The 26,009-nt window shown below is 38.6% G+C and carries 18 protein-coding genes; 6 read left to right on the top strand and 12 right to left on the bottom strand.

The window, feature by feature from the left end; all coding sequences use genetic code 11:
* Nucleotides 1–60 precede the first annotated feature (60 nt).
* Nucleotides 61–693, top strand: coding sequence for an LOG family protein (locus AC07WY_RS11865; RefSeq protein ID WP_004816519.1), 633 nt, complete (start codon nt 61–63; stop codon nt 691–693).
* 111 nt (nt 694–804) lie between these two features.
* Here the strand turns inward: AC07WY_RS11865 and AC07WY_RS11860 are convergent, their stop codons facing one another.
* Nucleotides 805–1,158 (bottom strand): GlpM family protein, encoded by a 354-nt coding sequence (locus AC07WY_RS11860; protein ID WP_034612698.1) that lies wholly within the window; start codon nt 1,156–1,158, stop codon nt 805–807.
* A 100-nt stretch (nt 1,159–1,258) separates the two neighbouring features.
* Complete coding sequence (locus AC07WY_RS11855; RefSeq protein ID WP_262087270.1) at nt 1,259–2,023, bottom strand: hypothetical protein; 765 nt, start codon at nt 2,021–2,023, stop codon at nt 1,259–1,261.
* Between the two features lie 478 nt (nt 2,024–2,501).
* On the opposite strand from AC07WY_RS11855, the gene uvrA reads away from it, so the two are divergent.
* Both uvrA and AC07WY_RS11845 read left to right on the top strand, forming a co-directional pair.
* Nucleotides 2,502–5,333, top strand: a complete 2,832-nt coding sequence (uvrA, locus tag AC07WY_RS11850) for an excinuclease ABC subunit UvrA (protein ID WP_494736427.1) — start codon at nt 2,502–2,504, stop codon at nt 5,331–5,333.
* A 252-nt stretch (nt 5,334–5,585) separates the two neighbouring features.
* The gene (locus tag AC07WY_RS11845; RefSeq protein WP_494736426.1) at nt 5,586–6,155 is read left to right on the top strand and encodes a hypothetical protein; all 570 of its coding nucleotides are present in this window, start codon (nt 5,586–5,588) and stop codon (nt 6,153–6,155) included.
* 79 nt (nt 6,156–6,234) lie between these two features.
* Here the strand turns inward: AC07WY_RS11845 and AC07WY_RS11840 are convergent, their stop codons facing one another.
* Both AC07WY_RS11840 and blaOXA read right to left on the bottom strand, forming a co-directional pair.
* A complete protein-coding gene (locus tag AC07WY_RS11840) occupies nt 6,235–7,947 on the bottom strand; it encodes a GGDEF domain-containing protein (protein WP_494736425.1) in 1,713 nt (570 codons plus the stop codon).
* A 286-nt stretch (nt 7,948–8,233) separates the two neighbouring features.
* Nucleotides 8,234–9,079: an OXA-274 family carbapenem-hydrolyzing class D beta-lactamase gene (blaOXA, locus tag AC07WY_RS11835; RefSeq protein WP_494736424.1), complete on the bottom strand. Its 846-nt coding sequence runs from the start codon at nt 9,077–9,079 to the stop codon at nt 8,234–8,236.
* Between the two features lie 881 nt (nt 9,080–9,960).
* Here blaOXA and omp33-36 point away from each other — a divergent pair.
* Entirely contained in the window at nt 9,961–10,845 is an 885-nt protein-coding gene (gene omp33-36 / locus AC07WY_RS11830) for a porin Omp33-36 (protein WP_034612715.1), read from the top strand.
* A gap of 74 nt (nt 10,846–10,919) precedes the next feature.
* On the opposite strand, the gene AC07WY_RS11825 is transcribed toward omp33-36, so the two are convergent.
* From AC07WY_RS11825 to AC07WY_RS11810, 4 genes are all read right to left on the bottom strand, one after another.
* Complete coding sequence (locus tag AC07WY_RS11825) at nt 10,920–12,887, bottom strand: glycine betaine transporter (protein ID WP_056517627.1); 1,968 nt, start codon at nt 12,885–12,887, stop codon at nt 10,920–10,922.
* Nucleotides 12,888–13,054: 167 nt separating this feature from the next.
* A complete protein-coding gene (locus AC07WY_RS11820) occupies nt 13,055–13,735 on the bottom strand; it encodes an ion channel (protein WP_004725230.1) in 681 nt (226 codons plus the stop codon).
* Nucleotides 13,736–13,953: 218 nt separating this feature from the next.
* The gene (locus AC07WY_RS11815; protein WP_004816490.1) at nt 13,954–15,669 is read right to left on the bottom strand and encodes a cation acetate symporter; all 1,716 of its coding nucleotides are present in this window, start codon (nt 15,667–15,669) and stop codon (nt 13,954–13,956) included.
* Between the two features lies 1 nt (nt 15,670).
* Entirely contained in the window at nt 15,671–16,003 is a 333-nt protein-coding gene (locus AC07WY_RS11810) for a DUF485 domain-containing protein (RefSeq protein ID WP_004725226.1), read from the bottom strand.
* 185 nt (nt 16,004–16,188) lie between these two features.
* Between AC07WY_RS11810 and AC07WY_RS11805 the strand changes: the two genes are divergently transcribed.
* Both AC07WY_RS11805 and AC07WY_RS11800 read left to right on the top strand, forming a co-directional pair.
* Nucleotides 16,189–19,680, top strand: a complete 3,492-nt coding sequence (locus AC07WY_RS11805) for a PAS domain-containing hybrid sensor histidine kinase/response regulator (RefSeq protein ID WP_105713782.1) — start codon at nt 16,189–16,191, stop codon at nt 19,678–19,680.
* 441 nt (nt 19,681–20,121) lie between these two features.
* Nucleotides 20,122–20,889: a hypothetical protein gene (locus AC07WY_RS11800; RefSeq protein WP_034612732.1), complete on the top strand. Its 768-nt coding sequence runs from the start codon at nt 20,122–20,124 to the stop codon at nt 20,887–20,889.
* 278 nt (nt 20,890–21,167) lie between these two features.
* Here AC07WY_RS11800 and AC07WY_RS11795 read toward each other — a convergent pair whose 3' ends face one another.
* From AC07WY_RS11795 to AC07WY_RS11780, 4 genes are all read right to left on the bottom strand, one after another.
* Entirely contained in the window at nt 21,168–22,412 is a 1,245-nt protein-coding gene (locus tag AC07WY_RS11795; protein ID WP_494736423.1) for an esterase-like activity of phytase family protein, read from the bottom strand.
* Nucleotides 22,413–22,639: 227 nt separating this feature from the next.
* Nucleotides 22,640–23,035: a tautomerase family protein gene (locus AC07WY_RS11790; protein ID WP_494736422.1), complete on the bottom strand. Its 396-nt coding sequence runs from the start codon at nt 23,033–23,035 to the stop codon at nt 22,640–22,642.
* 138 nt (nt 23,036–23,173) lie between these two features.
* The gene (locus AC07WY_RS11785; protein ID WP_494736421.1) at nt 23,174–24,316 is read right to left on the bottom strand and encodes a PQQ-dependent sugar dehydrogenase; all 1,143 of its coding nucleotides are present in this window, start codon (nt 24,314–24,316) and stop codon (nt 23,174–23,176) included.
* 366 nt (nt 24,317–24,682) lie between these two features.
* Nucleotides 24,683–25,816, bottom strand: coding sequence for a protein NO VEIN domain-containing protein (locus AC07WY_RS11780; protein ID WP_494736420.1), 1,134 nt, complete (start codon nt 25,814–25,816; stop codon nt 24,683–24,685).
* Nucleotides 25,817–26,009 lie beyond the last annotated feature (193 nt).

Below are 26,009 nucleotides of genomic sequence, written 5' to 3'. Positions count from 1 at the left end.
TCTTACTTAAAGTAGTAGAAATGTATAAGAACATGATAAGTTAAGGTGAAAAAATAAATTATGAATAGTGTATTGCCTGTAATGATGAATAAACCTTTCGAATTAGATCAACAACAACATAAAGCCACACAATGTTTAATCGCGCTCTATTGTGGCTCCCGACCTGGAAATAACCCCACCTATCGAGAAAAAGCCATCCAACTTGCCCAAGGCATCGCAGAACAAGGTTTTGGGATCGTCTATGGCGGTGCAAGTATTGGCTTAATGGGCCAAGTTGCAGATACGGTCACGGAACATGGCGGTGATGTTGTGGGTGTTATTCCCGAATTTATGCTGGATTATGAAATTGCCCATAACCAATTAACAGAATTACATATTGTACAAAACATGCATGAACGTAAGGCTATGATGGCTGAACGCGCGAGTGCTTTTGTCGCTCTACCAGGTGGCTTTGGTACCTTTGAGGAAATTTTAGAAGTCGCGACATGGGGACAATTGAATCAACATCAAAAACCGATGATGTTATATAACGTCAATGGTTTCTATGACCATTTGATTGCGCAATTAGACCATGCTGTTATTGAAGGTTTTTTACCGCCTCAACATCGGGCAAAACTGATTGTGTGTAATCATGCAGATCAAATTTACAATGCCATTAAGAACCTAGAAAGCCCAAAACAATTTATTGTTTAAACAGCTGATTATTAAAATTCTTCCCTAAAAAATGAGCCTTAATCAAAGGCTCATGAACTTTATAATCAACTCAAAAGTATTCGTTGTAACTCTTTTTATTGATTCAATAAATCATAAAACCGATCCATTCTGAAACAATTGCCATGCATAAATCAAAACCGCAGCAGCCACAATCCAGCATAACGTTGCAATCCCTAAACAAGACCACATCGAAAGCTTAGTTGCCAATAAATAAACCGTGAACAAATAAATGAAATACGGTATCAATGACCATAGCCCGAATAAGGCTGTTTGCTTTAAGGCTTCAGCACCTTTTTCCTGCGCCACAATCACATGTGCGATCAATGCAAATGTTGGAAAAAGTGGGACTAAACCTGCAATATAAAATGCCTTACTTTTTGAAAGAATTGAAATCAACAAAACCACTGCTGCACCAAGAATACATTTCAAAAATAAAGACAACATCTAAAATTACTCAAACACATGATCAGTGCAAGAGTTTACGCCAAGCGTGTAAATTTGAAATCTAAAATATTAGAAATTTAATGCGCTATAAGTTAAACCTTTAAAAAGCGCGTTTTAATTTGCCTCGGTTAATAAACGCAACCAAACCCATGACAATCGCCATCACAATAAAAAAGATAAATTTTAGCTCACTTCTACTCAAGTGCGTCTCAGATTTATTCACTTCAGCTTGGGTAAAATCAGCTGGTACTGGCGGCAAAGGTGAGACATAAGAGGCTGGAATATTTTTAAAGTTTAATTCACTGAGTTCAGCAGGCTTTTCACCTTTGCCCACTAAAACATAAGCCGCAACAATGTCAAAATCCAAAGGATTTTGAATGCCAAATTTCACTTTGGTGGGTTCATAAGTGTTGTATTCAGGAATCCAGTCATTCACTTGACTATAAATACGAATGCTATCTGTTTTTTCCAATATCGGATCTGTAATCAGCTGTTCTGAAGTATCTTCAATGAATGTGTTTAAACCTTTGAATTGTTTAAATGAATATTGATTGGTTTGCGTCAAATTTTCTGCAATCAGTGTTTGATATACAGCATGCTCACTGGGATTGGCTTTATTTAACAGGCCTTGATTGTCCATGACAAATTCAACTTTTGCAGTAAGTCCCGGATAATTTTGTCGTCCAATCAAATAAACCGCCGTCCAAATTTGATCCCCCGCTTGTACATCTTCTAATTCTAATTCGTACAATTGATTGGGTTTTAAATTTAACACTTGATCAAATAAAACTTGTGAAGTCTCGCCTGCCAAGACATTGCAAGAAAATGCAAAACAAACAATTGATATAATTTTTCGTATATTCATTTTCGAGCCCTCCACAAGTGCGATAGATATCACACATTTTATAATAAAAACAATGGTTAATCACAGAACCTTTGTCTAACAATTCTCTTTTTTAGATAAGTGGTTATTGATTGCATCACGGGACCAATCTTAAAGCTGATCTGGTTTATTCGTTCTACCCTATGCAATATCGAAATAAGTACTCAGAAATCAGCACAGCATCTAAAGCTGACTGCATATCTCATTTTTCTTCAATAACTTATTTTAAATAAATTATAGCTTTGATTTTAAATTAGCTGAATGCGACCCTAAAAATTATTGAAAACCATCATAAACATATGAATATTATTATTTTATTCAAAAACTCAAACTCCATCACAGTTTTAAATGGTCAGTTACATGACACAATTTGTCGTTTAAAAACTATTTTTTACAGCTTGAACAAAATTAAATCGCTATCATATACCCCTTTAATTCGCATAATTTCGAGAAAGCTTTTATGAGTCAAAGTCATATCCGTATTCGAGGCGCACGTACCCATAATTTAAAAAATGTGTCACTCGATATTCCACGTGACAAGTTTGTGGTCATCACAGGACTCTCAGGCTCAGGGAAATCATCTCTGGCTTTCGATACCTTATATGCTGAGGGTCAGCGCCGTTATGTCGAATCTTTATCTGCGTATGCACGTCAGTTTCTTTCACAAATGGAAAAGCCTGAAGTTGATTCAATTGAAGGTTTAAGCCCTGCGATTGCGATTGAACAGAAGTCTACCAGCCATAACCCCCGTTCAACCGTGGGAACCATTACTGAAATCTACGACTATTTACGTTTACTCTATGCACGTGTTGGCACACCCTACTGCCCAGAGCACGACTTGCCGATGGTTGCACAGACTGTTTCTGAAATGGTCGATGCAGTGAAAGGACTGGAGGAAGGCACAGCATTGATGCTCCTTGCACCAGTTGTTCGTGAGCGTAAAGGTGAATACAGCAACCTGTTTGAGCAATTACAGAGCCAAGGTTTTGTCCGCGCGCGTGTGGATGGTGAAGTGATTGATATCGATACACCGCCAGAACTCGATAAAAAGAAAAAGCACACCATTGAAGTTGTGGTTGACCGTTTTAAAGTCCGTGATGACTTAGGTAACCGAATTGCCGAAAGCTTTGAAACAGCCTTACGTTTAGGCAGTGATCTGGCGATTTTATCGTGGATGGGTGGTGAACATCCTGACCGTGTATTTTCAGCAAAACACTCCTGCCCTGAATGCGACCGTGCTGTTGCTGAATTAGAACCACGCCTGTTCTCGTTCAATAACCCATTTGGTGCCTGCCCTGTCTGCGACGGTTTAGGTACCCGTAGTCATTTCAGTGCTGAAAAACTGATTCCAAGCCCAGATGTTTCTATTAGCCAAGGCGCAATCCGTGGCTGGGACAGACAACGTCCATACTATTACAGCATGATTCAGAAAGTTGCAGATCATTTTGGGTTTTCGTTAGACACGCCTTGGAATGAACTCTACGCTGATACGAAAAAGAAATTTCTCTACGGTACAGGCAAAGAAAAAGTTGATCTTAGCTATATCGATGAGCGTGGTCGTAAACACAATCGGGTACAACCTTTTGAAGGTATTTTGCCTCATTTAGAGCGTCGTTATCGTGAAACTGAATCTAATTATGTCCGTGATGATCTGGCGCAATATTTATCCAATGCCGCTTGTGATGCTTGTGGCGGCTCACGTTTAAATGAAATTTCACGTCATGTCCGTGTTAAAGACAAAACCATTGCCCAAATTACCAAAATGTCGATTGGTGACGCTGAAAGCTACTATCAAGATTTAAATCTTGAAGGTGCCAAAGGTGAAATTGCTGATAAAATTTTTAAAGAAATTCGCGAGCGTTTGCACTTCCTAGTATCAGTCGGTTTAAATTATTTGAGCCTGTCTCGCTCTGCTGAAACACTCTCAGGTGGTGAAGCACAACGTATCCGCCTAGCCTCACAAATTGGTGCTGGTCTAATGGGGGTGATGTACGTTTTAGATGAGCCATCCATTGGTTTACACCAACGTGATAATGATCGTTTATTGGAAACACTGGTTCGTTTGCGTGATCTGGGCAATACAGTTTTAGTGGTTGAGCATGATGAAGATGCAATCCGTGCAGCCGACCATATTATTGATATTGGTCCGGGTGCTGGTGTGCATGGTGGTCATATCATTGCCGAAGGAACCTATGATGAACTTGCAGCCAATGAGAACTCTCTAACAGGAAAATACCTCTCTGGTAAGTTAAAAATTGCAGTGCCCAAAGAGCGAGTTAAACCACCTAAGCCTGAAGAACAAATTAAACTGATGGGCGCATCAGGGCATAACTTACAAAATGTTGATTTGACGATTCCTTTAGGTGTAATGACTTGTGTGACAGGTGTTTCAGGTTCAGGTAAATCTACCTTAATTAACCGGACCCTGTTACCACTTGCAGCGACGCAATTAAATGGTGCAACCACCTTAACTGCTGAAAAGTTTGATTCGATTGATGGCTTACAATTCCTTGATAAAGTGGTAGACATTGACCAAAGTCCGATTGGACGTACTCCACGTTCTAACCCAGCGACGTATACTGGTTTATTTACCCCGATTCGTGAATTGTTTGCGCAAACCCCTGAAGCTAAAGCCCGTGGTTATGCTGCAGGTCGTTTCTCGTTTAACGTCAAAGGCGGGCGATGTGAGGTGTGTGAGGGGGATGGTATGATCAAAGTTGCCATGCACTTCTTACCCGATATGTACGTGCCTTGTGATAACTGTCATGGTCAGCGTTATAACCGTGAAACCTTGGAAGTTGGTTATAAAGGCAAGAATATTTCTGACGTATTGGAAATGACCGTCGAAGATGCGATGCATTTCTTTGATGCAATTCCTGTGATTCACCGTCGTTTAGAAACCTTAAACCAAGTCGGGTTAGGCTATATCCGCTTAGGTCAGTCTGCAACAACGCTATCTGGTGGGGAAGCGCAACGGGTCAAACTGGCGCGTGAACTGGCAAAACGCGATACAGGTAAAACCTTGTATGTACTGGATGAGCCAACCACTGGTTTGCATTTCCATGATATTGCCAAACTGCTCGATATTCTTCATGAACTACGCAATAAGGGCAATACCATTGTGGTGATTGAGCATAATCTCGATGTAATTAAGACGGCGGACTGGGTGATTGATTTAGGCCCTGAAGGTGGCGCAGGTGGTGGTCAGATTATTGCGGAAGGTACCCCAGAACAGGTGGTGAAATCCAGAGTTTCACATACAGCGAAATTCTTAAAACCGTTGTTGAAGTAATTCCCTGCATCTTCCCCTCCCTCCTTTAAATAAGGAGGGAGTTTCTCTCTTTATCCCATAGGGCTTAGGGGGGGAGATTAATCATCTAATCTTGAAATTTAATAGCTCATATAATTTTTATAAAACTCAGATTCGCGCCTTTCTCTTATATATTCCAATAATCATTGGCTTAATTTAAGGATTTGCTGAGCAAATTTTGCATTTCTAATTTAAACAAGGCAAGATCAATGCATAGCACAGGATATTTTCCTTATGAAGCTTCTTTACTTATGCTTTTTAGTCCCAAGTATCTGTTTACTCAGCAGTTGTAGTATAAACATTGCGGGTGGTAATGGCAGACCCGACAATCCTTATTTTATCACCACCCAGCCCTTACTGATTAAAAAAATACAGCTTCCTGTTGGCTCTACTTTGACCTACGAAAAACAGGGCTTTAAAACTGGCAAACAAAGTCAGTTAATGAATGAAAGTCAACTGCAAAGCATTTCAATGCCGAGTGGACAAACCATCACTTGGGGTGGTGTACCAATCAGTGCGATCAACAAATTCACCAACTCAGAAATGCGCGGCTTTAGCCTTAAAGCAGAATTTAAGCAGCTTGCTCCCAATCAAAACTCTGGCTTCTCCAAACAGTGGCAACGTTGCGGTGACGATCTGGGGATTGGTATTAAAAATACAGAGGATTGGTCATTTAATCTCAATAATATTATTGATGTGGAAAGCTGTAGTGTGCTGTATCAACGTCACTTTCAAGACAATGCAGAACAGCAACGATTTTTAAATCAATTGTATGCTGAGTTACGTAAAGTCACTGCAAAATAATTCAGTATTCTTATCATTGAATACTGATGATAAATCAATATTTTCTAACAGGTGAATCATCATCAAGATTCCCAGTCGATCATCCCACGACTTTATTTCGACCTTGTGCTTTGGCCTTAAATAGCGATGCATCTGCCCGATTAAATAAGGCTTCCCAACTTTCAGCCCCTGTTGCCACGCCAATACTGACAGAAACATTGAGCTGTTCGTTAGACATAGAACTGTTAAAATTTAACCGTGAGACATCAGCCAAAATGCTTTCAGAAATTTGCAACGCCCAATCCCATTGAATACGATCAATCAAAATCAAAAATTCATCGCCACCAAAACGTACAATCAAATCAGATTGCGCAATATTTGCTTTTAAACATCGAGCAATTTCAACAATAACCGAATCACCTAAAATATGCCCAAAGCGATCATTCACATATTTAAAATTATCAATATCCACCATGATCAAGGTCAACTCTTGAAACCGCTCGGTTTGTGTCGCAATATTTTTTAAATAAACATCTAAAGCCAATCGATTTGAAACACCGGTTAAACTGTCAGTGTTGGCACTATTTTGTAATTGAAATTCAAAAGCATCGCGTTGCTTGAGCATTTCTTTTAATTTATCAAGCGCATCAGTTAGGGTATGCACCTCTTTGGTTTGTATCGAAGCATCCCCTAGATAATCACGTTCTTGTACTTGTGACAGTTCCAAAATCATATTTCTTGCATATATTAAGGGTTCAAATAACTTTTTACGTGTATATAACATCGTAAAAACTGCGACCGACAATGACAAAAGAGAAATAAAGAGCGTGATAAAAAATTGACGTTGCTCCGATTCCATTCGATGACGTGCACTTAAGGCATGAGTTTCAAGTAGATATTTTTGTAAATTTACCACCGTGGTAAACTTATCCACGATTGCATCTGTCAGTTGGTTTGCCGTTAAAAAATAAGGCTGCTGATTTCTACTCTCTTGCACCAAACGATTTACGATGGGTAAACCTTGGTCAATAAATTGAGTTTTCACCTGACCATATAAATAAAGATACTCTGGCGTTTTTAAAGACTCTATTTGCATGGTATCCATCAAACGCCATAAATATTTAACCTGTTCTTGTGTTTGTAATGAACGTGCTTTGTTATATTCAGGCAGGGGTTCGGAAAAGCTTAGGGGTGCCATAATGTTAGACGCGACTCGTCCAGATTGATCACGTAAATCAGCCAATATCAGCACAATTGAAGCATAATCTGTCACATCGCTATTATTCTTTTTTGAATGGTTAATTAATTGCTGCAACACGGCTCTACAACTGTCCCACGCCCGAAACATTCCCTGAATCACTTGATCCATTTGCACTGAATTACGTTCTTTTAATGGTAAGGCTAAATAAGCATCGACTTGTTTGCGGGCGATGTTCAAATCATGTCTTAACTGAACATCAACTTGATCCGCCAAACTGGTAAACCCCGCCTTGTTTAAGGTCTCAACGGTTAAATTAATCTGCTGATCTACGCCCTTACGATAGTCCTGCAATTCTTTTATTCTGTCTGGAAAATTTGCTGTCGAGCTCGACATTGCTTTATTTGTTGGCGCTCTTTCCCGTGAAATTTTATTGGATGTTTCAGCAAAAACTTGCAAGGCTTGAATATTGACTAAAGCTCGATTTGCTCGGCTATACTCTCGATAATTACTGATGATTTGTGGAACAGCAATTAACAAAACAGACAAAATGATGACTGACATGAGGATAAGCAAACGCGTGCTTATTTGTTCTGATCTGAGTTCATGCACCATCACCATGGTCCTGTGGGAAGTTATATCGCAATAAAGCTAAAGAAATTTTGTTTATATTATAGAATATATACACATAAACTACTCCACATAATCAAGTTTAATCTACAGCGTTCAACGCCTTTATATTATCGTTTTTATAGATGAGTAATATTCAAAATTCACATTTTACATATAAATAGAATTTGCATAAAATTAGACTTAGATAGAAATTCTCATGATTTGAAAATTTATCTTTTTTATTGCCCAGTTTCCCCCAATAAACTGGGCATTTTTTTATCTACTGCATTTATCTCAAATAAAAAAATAGGCCTAATTTATCCAAGATACTTAATGTCAGTTGCTTGCGTTCAGCAGGATCATCCCCTGTCTGCATGTGCATATTTAAAGCAAAAGCGGTGATCTGACCATTCGGCTGTTCCACCCATCCTGTGTACCACCCCACTTGTGGCTCCACATCCATTCCCCAACCACTTTTGGCATAAAGCTTGGAATCACCCCGTCTTTCGACATAGAGCATATCTTTAACTTGTTGCTGTACAGCATCATCAAAAGGCAATGTTTTCTTTGCCAATTGATAAGCAAATTTAGCTTCTTGCTCTGGGGTGATTTTCAATGGTCCGACCAGCCAGAAATTATCTACCTGTTGACCAATTTGGGTATTACCAAAACCAACATGCTTGACTTCTTTACTCATCAAATCCAAGCCAATACGTCGTGCCAGTTCCTGATATACGGGTACAGCTGAAGCCTGCATTGCTTGTGCCAAAGTCATATCTTTTTCCCAAGCAGGAAAAGATCTTTTTTCACCATTCCACTTAAATACTTCTGTATTCGTCGCTTTCGCATGTTGCAAACCAATTAAGGCATTCAACATTTTAAAAGTAGAGGCTGGAATATAGGCAGTCTTGGCTCTATTTAAATCATTCCCATAACGTTTAAATTGAGTTCCATCATAAGTCACAAAGACGGCTTGAGTTTGCGCATAATTAAACAGCAATGGGATTTCACTTGTTCTTTGTGATGACGCTGGATCATGCAAATTAAGCTTCGAAACACAACCTGAAAAAGCCAAACTACTCAGAATGATCAATACACTGCTTTTTATTTTAGATTTAAATCGATAATTACTCATAAACTTTACTTAGGCATTGACTCAATCTGAAATAGTGTAGATGAGCTCATGAATTATTTTTTAAATTGAATGTAAGAAAATATTTACAGGTGCAATATATTGGTGCATAATGCACTCCATTAGGGCAATTTATTAATATTCCTCAGCAGAATTTATTGATTTGCTCCAGATTTTGGCGAAAAATCCCAGTTTTCTTTGAAAATTGGGATTTTTTTTGGCAAGAATCATGCCAACATAATTCACCTTTTGCTTAATTATGCTACATATTGGTGCAATATTTTTATTGTCTGTTTAATACGATTTGCCTTGAATTTTTTAAATAAAAAAAAAGCCCAACTTTGGGGAAAGCTGGGCATATAAACTCTAAATCTCAAAAAAATTCATTTAAAATGAATGAACTTTATTGACTCATTATCTAAAATATCTTTTACTTTGTAAAACCTATTAAATTGATCGGATATAAATTAATTATCGTTTTTATAAATAATTGAGAATAAAACAACAATATTCACATGAAATGATTATACAATCACAAATTAATTCTAAAAATAAGCAGAATTTAATGACATTTTCTTGACATTGATCGCAAAACAACCATCGGTAATATCGATCAAAAAACACAAATAAACAATAAAATAAATGTATTAATTTAACAATTTGATATCTGTTTTATATGAAATAAAACTTTTGTCTGAATTTAGTCTGTTGTTCTAATTAAGTTTTTTTACAGGTTGACGTAAAGCTGTTTAAATGTACGTTTTTTAAACAATGTAAATTTCATGTATCTACTTTGTAAACAGTGGCCTTAAACGTCATTGACTTAATATCTTGTTACAATACAATGCCGTCTGTTTCACCAATTTCTCCTATTGGAAAAGATTATGAAAAAACTCGGTTTAGCCACTGCTTTATTATTAGCCATGACCGGCGCTCAAGCATACCAATTTGAAATTCAAGGTCAATCAGAGTATATCGATACAACTGAAAATGACAAAGATTTCACTGGTGGTTTGCAAGGTACTTACTACTTCAAAAATGTTGACTCTTCAAAAGGTCCATTGGCTGAAGCAGCGTTCTTAAACCAAGCTTCAAATGTTTCTTTAGCATATAACTATGGCGAATTAGACGCTGGTGTAGTTGCACATAACTACGGCGCTAAAGCTGAACTTTATGTTCCTACTCCATATGTACCTGCATACGCAAGTGCTTCTTATAGCCACACAATCCTTGACGGTAAAAATGGCTTGCCAAATGATCAAGGCGATCGTTTTGCATTAGAAGTGGGTGCTCTTCCTACTCAAAACTTCTTAGTCGCTGTTGGTTATACTAATGTTGCTGACCAAGTTGCTTTAGATGCATTCAATGTTATGGGTAACGGCGTTGCTAAAGCGACTGCTGAAGCTGCAACAATTGGTGAAGACCAAGACGCAATCACTGCACGTGCTAAATACGTTGGCGGTATTGACGGTACAAATATGTCTTTAGCGTTTGAATCAGGCATCATCTATGGTGATGCGACTGCATACCAGTTCAAAACTGATTTCTATTTGAACCCACAATTAAGCGTTGGTGCTTCTTACGCAGCGTCTAGCTACGAAGGTACGCCTGATTCAGCTTGGGGTGCAAACGTAAACTACTTCATCACACCTGCGATTGCAGTTGGTGCAAGCTACGTAAATGCAAACTACGAAAACAATAAAGGCCAAGCAATTTCGTATGTTGGTGATACGCAAACTGTTGGCTTAAACGCTAAATTCCGTTTCTAAGTTGCTTAGAAATTGAATCAAAAAAGGACTCATACGAGTCCTTTTTTATTGCCTTTGTTTTTTAAATAAACAACTTAGTTTCTCAGTACATTTAAGAAGTGTAGATGGCGTTCATATTGATCAATGATGTCTTGAATCAAGTCTTCTTGCGTCCACTCCATTACATCATAGTTTTGACCACCTTCTCTTAAAAATATTTCTGCTTGATAAAAATCATCGGTTTCCTGATGTTCTTCATTCATCATAAAGCTTGGCGCAACCATTTTGCGTGCAATGACTTTATAGATAAAATTGAACTCATCATGATGATCCACACTCAGTTGAACACCGTCTTCGGTTTCTTTAATCACCACATTTAAATCACGGCGTTTAAACTCAAAACGAATACTTTCAAAAGCCTTAATCACATCAACCTGAATATAATGTTGTACTTCGGCCAATGTATGCGGATAGTGCATGATTAAGCCTAAACGTTGCTGCCAACTACGTGGATTTTGCACAGCTCTCGGCGTGATTCTTGCCACTTGTAAAGCCTGCATTTTGGTGACATCTAAGCGCAATGCTTTGACTAAACCCCAACACAATAGCAGCATGATAAATGTGAACGGTAAGGCACTCATCATGGTAGCCGATTGTAGCGCGCCTAGCCCACCAACCATTAAAAGAATGATCGACAAGACCGCCATTAAAACAGTCCAGAACAAGCGTTGCCATATCGGCGAATTTTCTGTTTTCGCAGTGAGATAATCGGTCACCAATGCACCAGAATCCGCAGAGGTAACAAAGAACAATACCACCAGCAGTGTCGCAATAAGACTAAACACACCTGAAAAAGGCAAGTGGGTTAAAAACTCAAACAATGCAACTGATGAATCTTTTTGTACCGCAGAAATCAGCCCCGTCTGCCCTTGTTCCATAATACTAAACAAGGCAGCATTGCCAATAAATCCCATCCAGATCAAGGTAAAGCCTGTCGGAATAAGCAGCACACCGACAATAAACTCTCGAATGGTTCGACCTTTTGAAACACGCGCAATAAACATACCGACGAATGGTGACCAAGAAATCCACCATGCCCAATACATAATGGTCCACCCCCCAATCCAGCCATTCGATTGATAAGCATATAAATTAAAGGTCATGCTAAACAAATTCGAAATATACTGCCCAGCGTTTTGAATGGTTGCTTGTAGGATATAAATACTGGAACTAGCAAGAAATACAAAGCCCAGCAATACCAAAGCTAAAATTAGATTCAGTTCAGAAAGTCGTTTAATTCCTTTGTCTAATCCGAGGAAAACCGACAATGAAGCCAGCGTACTCACCACAATAATCAAAAAGATTTGGGTGCTAATATTACTTTCCCAGCCAAATAAATAATTTAAGCCAGAATTAATTTGAGTTACCCCAAATCCTAACGTGGTAGCCACACCAAATACCGTACCAATGGTGGCAAAAGTATCGACCGCATCTCCGATTGGACCATGAATTCGTTGACCAATAATCGGAAATAAACCCGAACGAACTTTGAGTGGCAAGTTATAGCGAAAAGCAAAATAAGCCAGCGTTAAGCCCACAACCGCATAGATAGCCCAAGCATGTAAGCCCCAATGGAAAAAGGTAATTCTCATTGCTTCTTGAGCAGATTCAATGGTTTGTGGATCACCAGCAGGTGGATTGACATAATGCATGACAGGTTCTGCAACACTGAAGAACATTAACCCGATTCCCATACCCGCAGTAAATAGCATGGCAAACCATGACCCATTACTATACTCAGGCTGGCTATGATCAGGTCCAAGCTTGATTTTACCCATGTCAGAAAAGGCAATAAAAATCAGCACAATTAAAAATATTGCGACAGATAAAACATAGAACCAACTAAATGAATCGGTGATCCAGCGGTTCATCCTTTGAGTAATCAGTTCAAAGGCATTTGGTGCAAAGACAACAACGGCTAAAAAAAGCGCAATAATTCCAACAGTGCTCAAGAAAACATTTGGATTGACATTGTCAAACCAAGTGATTTTTTTGGAAGGCATATTTCCCCCAGGTTTTTATACTCAATGGACAGACTTTTTAAAGTCAAAAAAAGGCATTCACAGGTGTGAAAAAAGACGAATCCTGTAGAACAGCGATTGGATTCAGGCCACATTATAATTTAAATTAACATTTTCAACAATTTACTAAATGTAACAAGATCATTAGCTCATGATTTTGGTTTATTTTCAATATATTGCAGGGCAATCATCCGTGAGACGATCAAGGCAAAATACATCACACCACAGAACATTTGCAACATTGAAATCACCCGCGCAGCAGGTGCAACAGGAATCAAATCGGACAATCCCGTTGCCGATTGCAGACTAAAACTAATGAACAATAAATCCAGCCAAGATTGGTAGTCCGCAACATGATTTGGGTTTTGAAAGCTCTGCGGAACCACCAATTGACAAATACTGTATAAGAAGGCAAATCCCCATGCGATCAGGGTAAATACTGCACCTGCAGCAAACAGCTCATCTTTGGTTAAATAACGATCTGCAAACATATAACGGATTAGACCATATGCTGCACAAAAATAAGCGGCTGCTTCAAATGAATGTGCAAAGATTTGCAAAGTAACAGAATGAAAACCGATCAACATTAGAAAGGACAGTACAAATGCCCCTGTGACAAAGGTTAAGCCCAACAGTGTAAATGTCGGTGTTTGTCGAATCACTTTGGCAATAATCAGTAATGCAGAGACACCCAGTAACCAAGTTAAAATTTGATAACTTCTGCTGGCATTGGTATAGACAGATAAAACTAAAATAAGCAGTTGGACCAACAATAACCATGCTGACGGTAATTGTTTAAAACCTTTCCAAAATTCGATCATTGAACGCATATTTTCTGATTCTGATTGTTCTTTTAAACATTCAAATTAACATATTCATTGAGTTTCTTAAATCCTTTCAATTTTTCGTGATCATTCAACTGATAAATCAGCATCAAACAAGCTGTATATCGCTTAAAAGCTGAAACTGGGATGATGGAGTTCTAGCTTTGCATCACCCATAAAAAAACACCTTCGAGAAGGTGTTTTTTAAGCTGATCTCAAATCACTTAGTGATCTGAAGCACCAGAGATACCAATACCTGTTTGTGAACGTACAAACTGTGCATCAAATGCTTTACGCTCTGCTTCTGCACGTGCAGATTTATCTGTCACAGAGAACAACCAGCAGCAGATGAATGCTAATGGCATAGCAAAGATTGCAGGACCATTGAATGAGTTGATCGGAGTATCAGAGATTTTTAATGTGTCTACCCAAACTGCTTTAGATAAGATAATTAAAGTCACCGCTGTCACTAGACCGACAACACCACCTACAACAGCACCACGTGTAGTTAAGCCTTTCCAGAACATTGAAAGAACCAATACTGGGAAGTTTGCACACGCCGCGACAGAGAATGCTAAACCTACCATGAAGGCAACGTTTTGCTTCTCGAACAAAATACCTAAAATCATCGCAAAAATCGCAAGACCAAGTGTTGCAATCTTCGACATACGTAATTCAGATTCAGGGGTTGTTTGACCTTTTTTCAGTACGTTTGCGTACAAGTCATGTGAAATTGCTGAAGCACCTGACAGTGTCAAACCCGCAACTACCGCAAGAATCGTTGCGAATGCAACTGCTGAAATAAAGCCCATGAACAGATCGCCACCTACTGCATCTGCAAGGTGTACCGCTGCCATGTTGTTACCGCCAACTAATTCTAGTTTGCCAGTCACAGCCATTTTAGCAACATCAATAAATTGTGGGTTGTTTGATACGAAAAGGATCGCACCGAAACCGATAATGAAAGTTAATAAGTAGAAGTAACCAATGAAGCCTGTTGCAACAACCACAGACTTACGCGCTTCTTTAGCATCTTTAACTGTAAAGAAACGCATAAGAATGTGTGGTAAACCTGCTGTACCAAACATGAGTGCTAAACCAAGTGACAAAGCATCGAGTGGGTTTTTCGCCAAACTGCCTGGTCCCATAATTTTGGTTGCATCATCAAGACTGACATCATGTACTTTTGCAAATACATCAATAGACTGTCTGAACATTTCAGAGAAGCTATAACCGACAGAATGCATCACCATGAACGCCATGAATGTTGCACCTGAAAGTAACATCACTGCTTTAATGATCTGTACCCAAGTTGTCGCCAACATACCACCGAAGATCACGTAAGCCATCATCAGAAGACCAACAATCACAACTGCGATATTATAGTTCAAACCAAATAACAATTTGATCAACTGACCTGCACCCACCATTTGAGCAATCAAATAGAAAGCCACAACTACAAGCGAACTGATTGCTGCAAGTGTACGTACTGGTTTTTCTTCTAAACGGAACGAAACCACGTCAGACAGGTTATATTTACCTAAGTTACGTAGGCGCTCAGCAACCAAGAACAATACGATTGGCCAGCCAACCATGAAACCCAGTGAATAAAGCAAGCCATCAAAGCCTGAGCTAAACACCAATGCAGAAATACCCAAGAACGATGCAGCAGACATATAGTCACCTGCAATCGCTAAACCATTTTGGAAACCAGAGATACCACCGCCAGCGGTGTAGAAGTCTGCAGTATTGGTGGTTTGTTTTGCAGCCCATTTGGTAATAAATAAGGTTAAACCAACAAAAATTGCAAACATAATGATTGCATGCCAGTTGGTCGCTTGCTGCTGAGCTTCACCTAAATCTGGGCCTGCTTGTGCAACAGTAGAAAGCAGTGCAGTAGATGCAAGAGCTGCTTTAGTCTTTAAAGAGTTCCATTTCATCTTAGTGCAGTCCTTTTTCGTGGGCGATTGCTTCGACTTCTTTCATTGCATCTGCATTCAATTGATCCAATTTATTGTTGGCAATGTATGAGTACACACCACACAATACGAAAGATAAAACAATAATTCCTAGACCTAAAGGAATTCCCCAAGTGGTGATGCCACCACTAAATGAACTCATTAAAAATTCTTTGTTATAGCCAACTAAAAGCATAAATCCAACATAAACGAACAACATAATTGCAGTTAATGTCCAGCTTAATTTACTTTTTTTAGCAACCATTTCCTTGAATTTTGGATTTTGTAGAATCGCCTCTACCTGTCTCTCATCCATAACCATGCTCCTTGATAAGCGACCAGAACGCTGGTTGCTTTTTTTAGTCTTTTTTTACATGGTCAAAATTAACAATATTGTGGGGTTCTCGTAACTTAGACTTTGGTCGTTAAATTTTGAGCAAAATAAACGAGACAGTTCATGTATGCGTTATTATAGGCGCAGCTTTTTATACTGTAGTCCTTATGAACAGTTGGTTAATTATAGGGGTTCTGGCCCTTTACATCCTCATTCTATTCGTTTGCGCCTTCTTTGGTGAGAAGCATGCGAGTCGATTAAGCACGCGCGGCAGAATGCTTCTCTTTAGTCTAACATTGGGCGTATATTGCTCCTCTTGGACGTTTTATGGAGCAACAGGTGCTGCAGTACGTGAGGGGATTATTTTCCTGCCGATTTATTTAGGACCTTTATTATTTGTCTGGCTGGGTTATGACATTTGGCGTCGTTTAGGTCGCGTTCGACAACATCATGCCATTTCTTCGATTGCCGACTTTGTCGCAGCACGTTATGGAAAAAGTGGAACATTAGCGTCCTTAGTGACCATCTTGGCTGTAATCGCCATTATTCCTTACTTAGCACTACAATTACGTGCCATTGCGCTTAGCGCTTCCGTCATGCTCGATCACAATACCCAAGTGGTCTCCACCACCACCAATGGTGTGCTTGGTCTTACCGCTGTATTGGCGATCTTGGCCATGATGTTTGGCACAAGACAAATTGCCAATACAGAACAACATGGCGGTTTAATGCTTGCCGTTGCTTTTGAATCATTTGTAAAACTATTTGCCCTGCTCTGCGTGGCCTTTTTCTTTATTTTTGATCATCCACAAAATATTGTACAAATCTCACAGGATGTGCAAAAAACTTTTCATGAAGTACAACTGTTTGGTGTGCCAGACACTTTCTGGGTTCAAACATTACTCGCTTCATTGGCAATTATCTGTTTACCACGTCAGTTCCATGTGGCCGTGGTTGAATTACGCGATGAAAAACATATACGTGGTGCAAGACGGTGGTTTGCGGCATATTTGATTCTGACCATTATTGCCATTATTCCAATCGCCAGTTGGGCACTGCATGCAGCACCTAAGTATCTGACCATTCCTGATGTAGCGGTACTCTCATTACCGATTAGTTATAACCAAGACTGGTTATCTTTACTGGCATTTTTGGGCGGTTTTTCAGCATCAACAGGGATGCTACTAGTCTCTTCTGTGGCACTGTCCATCATGCTCAGTAATGACTTGATTATGCCTTCTCTATGGAAGTTTGGCATTCTTTCTCGTCATGACAAACGCTTACCACAGGTACTTAAATTTACCCGTCGTGTGTGTATTTTAGCGGTGATGCTGCTCGGATTTTTATTCTTCCACTTCTTTAATGATATTGACCAATTATCCACCTTTGGATTATTGGCTTTTAGTGCGGTTGCACAATTTTCGCCGGCTTTAATTGGTGGTTTATACTGGCGTGGCGGAAGTCGCCAAGGGGTTTATGCAGGCTTGGTTGTAGGCTTTATCCTTTGGTCATATACCTTATTATTGCCAACGATTTTACGTAGCTTACCTGTTGAATATAGCCAGTTTGCACATCAATTTTTGATGTTTGGACCTTTAAATATTGAATGGTTAAGACCAGAAGCTTTATTTGGTTTTGAATCTTTTGCCCCGCTTACTCATGGAGTAATCTGGGCACTTGGTTTAAATATTACCTTATATATTTGGGTCTCTCGTATTTATCGTCCTAGTATTGCTGAGCAAATTCAGGCAGAAAGCTTTTTCTATTATGAAACCAAGCCCTTACCTGCACAAAACACCTCTACCGATATTAATTATTTACACCATGATGTCGCTAAACTTAAAGTTGGTGATCTGATTGCACTAGCCAAACGGATTACTGGTGAAGGCCCAGCAACCCATGCCTTTCAGCAATTTTGTACCATGAATAATGTGGTGCTCAATGAGAATAGCAGTGCCAATGGGATGTGGTGGCGGTTCACTGAACAATACCTCGCAGGCACAATCGGGGCAGCCTCTGCACGGACATTACTCACCACGGCTATGGTCAATAATGGCTTGGCGTTGGGCCAAGTGGCAAATATTCTCGACCAAGCGTCACAATGGCAACGCTTTAACCAAAATCTCATCATGACCATGATTGACCACATGACCCAAGGCGTGAGTGTGGTTGATGAAAACATGTGTTTGGTCGCGTGGAACAATCAATATTTAAAGCTGTTTGATTATCCAAAAGATTTAGTCTATGTCGGCTGCCCAATTGCCGATTTGATTCGTTATAACGCAGAGCGTGGCGAATGTGGTCCAGGCTCGGTAGAAGAACATGTACGTAAGCGAATTCATTGGATGAAAGTCGGTAGCGCACATGAGTTTGAACGGATTCGTAAAGATGGCCGTGTGATTCAAATGCGTGGTAATCCCATTGAAGGCGGTGGTTTTGTCACGACCTTTGCAGATATTACCGCATTCCGTGAAAATGAAGCAGTACTTGAAGCACGTGTGTCTGACCGTACTCAACAGCTTGCAAATGCCTTATCTGAACAACAACTGGCACGTGAGCAAGCCGATAAAGCCAATATGTCAAAAAGCCGCTTTATTGCAGCAGCCAGCCACGATTTGCTTCAACCGATGCACGCAGCACGCTTATTCAGTACTGCTTTAGAACAAAGCGTACAATCGGATGAAGACCGCAAAACATTACAACAACTTGATCGTGCCTTACATGGTGCTGAAAGTATGTTGTCTGCCCTTTTGGATATTGCGCGGCTGGAAGGTGGTTCAATCCAACCGAAACGCCAAGCTTATCCACTGCATGATTTATTAAGTGATTTAGAACTGCAATTTAAATCAATCGCCGCACAACGCAATATCCAATTGCGTGTCCATGATGCTCAATTCTGGATTGATACTGACCCACAATGGATCCGTCGTATCATCCAAAACTTTGTCAGTAATGCCTTACGTTATACTGCTCGCGGACGTGTGATTGTTGGTGTGTTACGCGCGTCTAATCGCCCAAATCATATCCGTATCGGTGTCTGGGATACTGGCCCGGGGATTGCAGAAGAACAACGCATTAAGCTATTTCAAGAGTTTGAGCGTTGTGGACATACCTCGCCATGGGGTGAGCAAGGCCTAGGACTTGGTTTGGCAATCGTACAACGTATGACCAGTTTGCTTGATTATCCTGTGCATGTTTACTCTGAACTAGGTAAAGGCTCATGCTTTATGATTGATGTGCCAATGGTAGCAGCACCTAAAGTGGTTTCATCACCTGTACAAGCGGTACCATTAAAAGCCAAAGCTTATAAAATCTTATGTTTGGACAATGATGATACGATTTTGGAGGGTATGGCAACGCTACTGACCAAATGGGGTTATCAAGTCTTTAAAGCCACTGAACCTGAACAAGCGTTGGAAATTATTCAAAAAGAAAATATTCAAGTCTGGTTGGTTGATCAGCATTTAAATCACGGCAAAATTGGCTTAGATTTTATTGTTGAAAACCGTCAGGAAAATGTTCCTTCAGCACTGATTACTGCAGATTCTGATCCTGAATTACCAGAGCGTGTTAAAGACCTCAACGTGGTGTTGTTGAAGAAACCATTGAAGCCTGCTTCTCTACGTGCATGGTTATCTGGCTTGAAGATTTCTAAATAATCTTCCACTACGTTCAACCCTTTTCAGTTTATTGATCACGTTCTTCTTTAATGTTTTGAAACATTTACAACCTCTAGACCATTGCGTTCTAGAGGTTTTGTAACGCATTTTTTTAAGTGGAATAGCAATTTTTTTTAAGCTTTGTGCAAAAGCATTCAAAAAAAAGCAAAACTCGAACCCATTTATTGACTAAAAACTTCAAAGCCCTCTTTTCTATGGCAAATAACATCAAAATAGTAAATATACACTTGTATAGTTAGTTACAATTTTCTATTTATATGATTTTAAAAAATAAAAAACTACTTTTCACCCTACCTACAACTTTAGTCGTATTCCTATTGCATCTCAGATAAATCAAAAATTACTTCAAGACAAAACTACGCTCATGTTTAGGAAAACAAAAACAGCGTTTGAATTCAATTTTAAATAGGATTTTTAACCATGAATATTTCAGAAACTGTTCCACATGGGCTACACCAAGCTCAACAATTTCATCGTCAATATGGTGCAAATGCAATCCTGCCTGAAATTGATTGGCAAGATCTGTTTAAACACAGCAAACTCCACGACACACAAATCCAAGCACTCAACACGATTTATCAAGCAGCTGTGCCTTTAGCACTTCAAGTGTTTGAGGAATTAAAATTTGATGTATTTACCCCTGTTGCTTACCATCCTCAAGGCTTAGGTCTGTTTGATAAATTAGCGCAACAAGAAGAAAAACTGGTTCAACGTCTCGAAGATGAATGCGAATGCTTAAATGATGAAGTTCGTCATCAAGTGTGGAGCATGTTACTGCGTGGCGGTGCGGTACTGGTCTTTAAAGCATGGTTAGGTAAAGTAAAAACCGGCGAAAATATCTTAGATATGACCCAATTTGATGAATTATCAGATTTGCTTTTTATCAAAACCTCACCAACAACATTGGCAGCTCGTTTAAAAATCGATGCACATGCGGATTACGACCATGTTTTCCTGATGTATGGCAATGATGTGTTCCTAGACCGTTTTAATAGCTTAGAAGCAGCTGCTTTATTTGTAGATTTAGGTGTTTATGATGCAGCATTCTTAAGTCTACGTGATGACCGAGTTGCAGATTATCTAAAATCTAAAGGCTATGTCACCCATGAACAAATTGAAGATTTAAAATGTGCTTTAAATCCATTGGGTTGCCCTGATCAAGTTTCGAAACAAGACTGTTTAGCTTAATCCTCATGCTTGAATGATGCATAAATAAAGCCAGTCAATTGACTGGCTTTCTGCGATTTAGCTTAAAGATTACTTCGTACTTTAAAATAAGAATATCTGCTCAGCTAGTTTAAGGTATGTACTGATGCTTTACCCTCAATAAAAAGTCAGGTATTTCACTTAATATTGATCAGTTTAAGTTTTAATCCTCCCCAGCCCTCCTTTTAAAAAGGAGGGCGTTTTCCCTTGCTAAGATTAATTTAGCTTCGGGTCGTTGAGACTAAGCATTTTATCGCGTATTAATACAATGCTTTAGGCAATTTAATCTGAATAATTTCATTATCATCCGCACGCTTTGCATTTCGTCCTGATGAACCTGGAAAGTTATTGTCATTTAAAACAGTTAAGGTATTTTTATTTTCAATAATCACATCTTCAATTGTTTCAAATGGAAAAGCAAAAGTTGTTGCTGTACCAATATCTCCATCTCGCGCTGTCCCATATAAATTATTCGGGTTGGCGATATTCATAAGATCAACTAAGTCAGAACGTTTTACCGCTTTACCAGAATCCCCTAATTCAATTTGAATCAGCTTCTTATAACCATCTAACTTGTTTTGACTCGCATCACGCTCAATGATAATGCCAGACTTATCATCAAACATTTGGAAGTCACCAATATTGGTCGCCTTGGCATTCAAGGTAAAATAATAATATCGACCAGTATACGCTTTCTTCTTCACATCAAATTGTGAGATAAGCAGCTGTTGTGTGGTCTCGCCTTTTAACGGTTTTTCTAGCAAAGGATATAAATATTGACCATCCTTAGACAATGCCATTCCTTCAAAGCCACCGCTTTGCTGAACCAAAGGCTCTACATAATTTATGTTGGCTTTATTGAATTGATTTTGCGGAGAACGCAATTCCACACCAGCTTTCAATGGATTAGGTAATGCAATCGGCGCATCAAGCAGTATTCCATCTTTATCAAAATGCAGTAAATATGGTCCAAATTCATCCCCAATCCAATAAGTACCATCCGCAGTACGTTGAATCGATTCAGGATCAAAATCCGCCCCAGTGAGTAAACGATCTGTGCTGTTTTGATTGATGATTGAAAATGGTATTAATTTATTGGGATCACGAAGCTGAATAAAGCTCATCACTTGAACTTTTGCAGATCCTGCTGATTTCGTCCGAAAATCAGGTTTTACTTGATAAACACGGAGTAAAAAGTCAGATGAATTGTCTTGTGTACCAAAGCCATTGTCTGCCATGACCATATAAGTGCCATCACCGTTCTTTACAGCACCCGAAAAGCCTTGAACTGGCTGACCTTTAAAAGGTGGGAATATGCCATTGGCGCCCTTTACAAAGGCACCTGAGTTTGGACCAGCTGCATAAGTTTCGACATCAAGTTTGGCAAATGAAACCAAGGTCGGTACAGTGACAGATGGTTCAAATGAGAAATCATTGTCATCATCATTACATGCGGTTAAAGCCAATACGCCTAACGCTAAAACAGAGTAAGCAATTTTTTTCATAAAGGTCTTTTTTATTGATTTAAATGAGCTTTATTAGAAACCAATAGCATGACATTTTGAGGTCATTTCAATGACAATATTGCGTCAGTTTAATGATACGTAGATATGCTTCACGCAGCATATACTCCACCTTATAAGCGCGCACAAGCTGAATTAACACATTGAATTTAAATAATATTATCAACAGAGTAATCTATTCCATCTACTTTGATTCATATTAGGTTGAGCTAGACTTGAATATCGAAACCCAAATCCACATTACAGGCAGCTTGACCACCACGGATTCCCCAATTTTCAGCGGGAATTTCTCTTAATAAAATTTTGATATGATCTTTGGGAACCCCTAATACAGATAGATTCTCTACAATACTGCGATACAAATTTCGCTTGGTATCCAGTGTACGCCCAGCAAAACAATCAATACGAATCAGGGTAAATTTTTCAGGATAAAGCTTATTCGGTGGACATTGAAAGCGATGTGGTTCATGTACCAATAAACGAATATCACGATCATATTCAGGAATTTTAAAAGCGCTCACCAATGCATGATGAACAGCATCGATTAAGCCCACTTCTTGTGCTACAGAATATTGATAGCGAACTTCAATTGTAGTTGCTGGCATTATTGTTCTCGATTTATATTATTGTAAATCGAAAGAATAGCATAATTTCTAGACAACCCTAACAATTCAACTGATATCAATTCAGCTGCTTCCACAACTTTTCAATAATATAATAATCCATTGATTTAAATTAATTTTTCATTTAGGTAACAGTCTTAATAACCCCGCATTTTTCCCATCTTCCAAAACCCAAATCGAACCATTATGGGCGGGATGGATATCTCGAATGCGTTGCTGCATGTTTAAACGCTGTACCTCACGGACAGGCTTCGATTCAGTATCAACCACAATAATCGCTTCTGAAGATAACCCACCAATCAAGGCTTTATGATTCCATTTCGGGAATAATTCATCTTGATAAAAGACCAAACTGGAGGGTGATATTACTGGTGTCCAACTGATTTCTGGTGCCTTAAAGTCAGGACGTGTCGCATGATCGGGAATGGATTTTCCTGAATAATGATCACCATTGGAAACAATCGGATAACCATAATTTTCGCCCTTCTTAATCAGATTTAACTCATCTCCTCCTTTAGGCCCCATTTCAACCACCCACAATTGATCCTTCGCATCAAAAGCCATACCTAATGGGTTACGATGACCCAACGACCATACTTGTTTTGCAATCTCACCTTGCTGAGTAAATGGATGATCTGCAACAACAGTACCATCATCATTCAGTCTTAAAACTTTTCCTAAATTGGAATTCATATCTTGAGCAGGATCAAATTTTTGGCGTTCACCAGAACTAATCCAAAGCTTGCCATCCTTTGCAAAAATCATTCGATGTGCATAATGCCCTTGTCCTGAAAGCTTAGGAACTTGTTCCCAAATTCTTTTGATATTGATTATTCGGGGATTTTTTTCTTGTAGATTTAATTCACCACGAATCACAACCGCACCATATCCCCCTTTTCCTGTTTCGGCATAACTTAAATAAATTTGATGATTGTTTGCAAAATCAGGATGTAAAACAATATCGCCCAAGCCCCCTTGCCCACCATAAGCCACTTGGGGAACCCCTAAAATTTCTATACTTTTCAATGTAGAAGGATCAAACAGTTTTAGCTTTCCTCTCCTTTCGGTAATCAGTAAACGACCATCAGCCAACTCAGCCATTGCCCAAGGTTCATCAAATGTCGCTACTTTTTGGATCTGATAGGTCTGGTTAATCAAAGAATTAGCCGTAGTGGTTTGATTATTTTGAGCATTACATGCACTCAACAAGCTACAGCTGAGCAATAGGGGTAAATAGATTAAGCACTGTCGAAAAGCCTTCATTTTAAATTCCCTCAGTATTGTTATAACTTATCGATTTATTTTAAACAAAAGTATCCATCTCACCATTTCATATTGGTAACTGAGCGAATTGAGTCTTAATTTTTAATTGAATCATCTTGTAAGCTTTAACCTACAACAATCGCAGTGATTAGCGAATATACTGACTTAGGCATTGCGCTTATCATAGCAAACATAAAGAGACAGGAAGTCTCATTGAGAATAAGAAAACACACAGGACGTGAGATTCGACAGGGGTCAAATCTAACACACCAATACGAAGAAAACCCCATCAGGATGATGGGGTTTTCTTTTTGTAGCTGCTTAATTCTTACTAATAAAGACTCAAATTATACTCTAAAATAATATTTAAAGTTCTATCTCAAATCTTACTACATATGCACAAGGACTAATTTCACTACTTTTATATAAGTCTTTAGCACGCTTTGCTATGAGATTATTCGGTTTTCCATCCTTTCCATAAAAGACCAAATAAAAATAATAATCTGCACCATCTTCTTTAGACTTTGAGACAGTGAGTTCATTTTCAGAAAGATAAAAGCGGAAGCTGTTTTTATTCCTATCTTTACCTACTGACTTAACCTCGATACACCTCTTTTGTTCTGATGAGCTAAACGAAAGGTAATCATAACCATAAGATGGAAAATCACGATAATCTTTTATTTTTTCAACCAGCCTATTATAACCGAGCCCAATTAACCGATTTCTTTCCCACTCCATAGCAAATTCTTCACTAGCTTTTCCTATAGCATCTCTATTTAACAAAATGCTTTCAAAATCAATTTTTTGTGCTGATTTTGAGCGAGGCTTTTTAATCGTGCTAGGAAGTGGTGATTGTAAATCATTATAAATAAATTTAGCGTAAAGAAATGACATAAACTTAGGATTACTCCAATCCTTTGTTATTTTATTTTCTAATTTCTTCTCCAATAATAAATGTTGATACTCACTTATGAATCGACTCTTTTCAACACCCAAATTTAGTGCAATTTTTTCGATATGTTCAGAACTGCATATATTCAAATAAATATCAGGAAAGTAAAGGCTTAATATTTTAGCCTTAAACATTTGAGAGAGAGGGTTTTCATCAATTTCACGAAATTTTTTTGATTTACCAGATTGAATAAGATTTAATAAAGACAACTTAACATGTCGAAATGACTCATTTTTTGTTTCACCAAATTTTTTTGAAAAACGATACTTTTGTTTAATATCAGATTTTGTTTTACCAAAATAAATACCAAACTTAATTGCTGTTGCACCTTGTATATTCGCCCAATCTTTAGTTTTAGCTTCAACATATGTACAAAATGATGAGTTTCTCTTACCAATCACATAGTCATCGATAAGAATATTTTTTAGATTACTTAGAGGATAAGCACTTAAAAAATGTGCTCGTACAGTTGCGGCTCTATCTTCATAAGAAGTATCAAATTTTTTTGTAAATATCTCTAGTTCTTCATCTAAATTATGAATTGTCATATATTCCCTTCTCTTATTAAAGTTTATAAATACAGTTTATTTGAATTAAATAATTTATATTCACTTATTTTTCTTATTACCATAAAAAACACCCCGCTCTCTAGAGATCGGGGTGCTTTAGATTTAAAAGCTGGCGATGACTTACTCTCACATGGGTAACCCCACACTACCATCAGCGCTAAGAGGTTTCACT

Source organism: Acinetobacter sp. GW821-FHT01C12 (assembly GCF_059422625.1).
Note: the sequence above shows the minus strand (reverse complement) of the source record. Positions and strands in the feature narration are given on the sequence as shown.

Bases quoted from the DNA above. Each gene is read 5' to 3' on its own strand.
- AC07WY_RS11865 (WP_004816519.1), top strand. From the start codon at position 61: ATGAATAGTGTATTGCCTGTAATGATGAATAAACCTTTCGAATTAGAT.
- AC07WY_RS11860 (WP_034612698.1), bottom strand. From the start codon at position 1,158: ATGTTGTCTTTATTTTTGAAATGTATTCTTGGTGCAGCAGTGGTTTTG.
- AC07WY_RS11855 (WP_262087270.1), bottom strand. From the start codon at position 2,023: ATGAATATACGAAAAATTATATCAATTGTTTGTTTTGCATTTTCTTGC.
- uvrA (WP_494736427.1), top strand. From the start codon at position 2,502: ATGAGTCAAAGTCATATCCGTATTCGAGGCGCACGTACCCATAATTTA.
- AC07WY_RS11845 (WP_494736426.1), top strand. From the start codon at position 5,586: ATGAAGCTTCTTTACTTATGCTTTTTAGTCCCAAGTATCTGTTTACTC.
- AC07WY_RS11840 (WP_494736425.1), bottom strand. From the start codon at position 7,947: ATGGTGCATGAACTCAGATCAGAACAAATAAGCACGCGTTTGCTTATC.
- blaOXA (WP_494736424.1), bottom strand. From the start codon at position 9,079: ATGAGTAATTATCGATTTAAATCTAAAATAAAAAGCAGTGTATTGATC.
- omp33-36 (WP_034612715.1), top strand. From the start codon at position 9,961: ATGAAAAAACTCGGTTTAGCCACTGCTTTATTATTAGCCATGACCGGC.
- AC07WY_RS11825 (WP_056517627.1), bottom strand. From the start codon at position 12,887: ATGCCTTCCAAAAAAATCACTTGGTTTGACAATGTCAATCCAAATGTT.
- AC07WY_RS11820 (WP_004725230.1), bottom strand. From the start codon at position 13,735: ATGCGTTCAATGATCGAATTTTGGAAAGGTTTTAAACAATTACCGTCA.
- AC07WY_RS11815 (WP_004816490.1), bottom strand. From the start codon at position 15,669: ATGAAATGGAACTCTTTAAAGACTAAAGCAGCTCTTGCATCTACTGCA.
- AC07WY_RS11810 (WP_004725226.1), bottom strand. From the start codon at position 16,003: ATGGATGAGAGACAGGTAGAGGCGATTCTACAAAATCCAAAATTCAAG.
- AC07WY_RS11805 (WP_105713782.1), top strand. From the start codon at position 16,189: ATGAACAGTTGGTTAATTATAGGGGTTCTGGCCCTTTACATCCTCATT.
- AC07WY_RS11800 (WP_034612732.1), top strand. From the start codon at position 20,122: ATGAATATTTCAGAAACTGTTCCACATGGGCTACACCAAGCTCAACAA.
- AC07WY_RS11795 (WP_494736423.1), bottom strand. From the start codon at position 22,412: ATGAAAAAAATTGCTTACTCTGTTTTAGCGTTAGGCGTATTGGCTTTA.
- AC07WY_RS11790 (WP_494736422.1), bottom strand. From the start codon at position 23,035: ATGCCAGCAACTACAATTGAAGTTCGCTATCAATATTCTGTAGCACAA.
- AC07WY_RS11785 (WP_494736421.1), bottom strand. From the start codon at position 24,316: ATGAAGGCTTTTCGACAGTGCTTAATCTATTTACCCCTATTGCTCAGC.
- AC07WY_RS11780 (WP_494736420.1), bottom strand. From the start codon at position 25,816: ATGACAATTCATAATTTAGATGAAGAACTAGAGATATTTACAAAAAAA.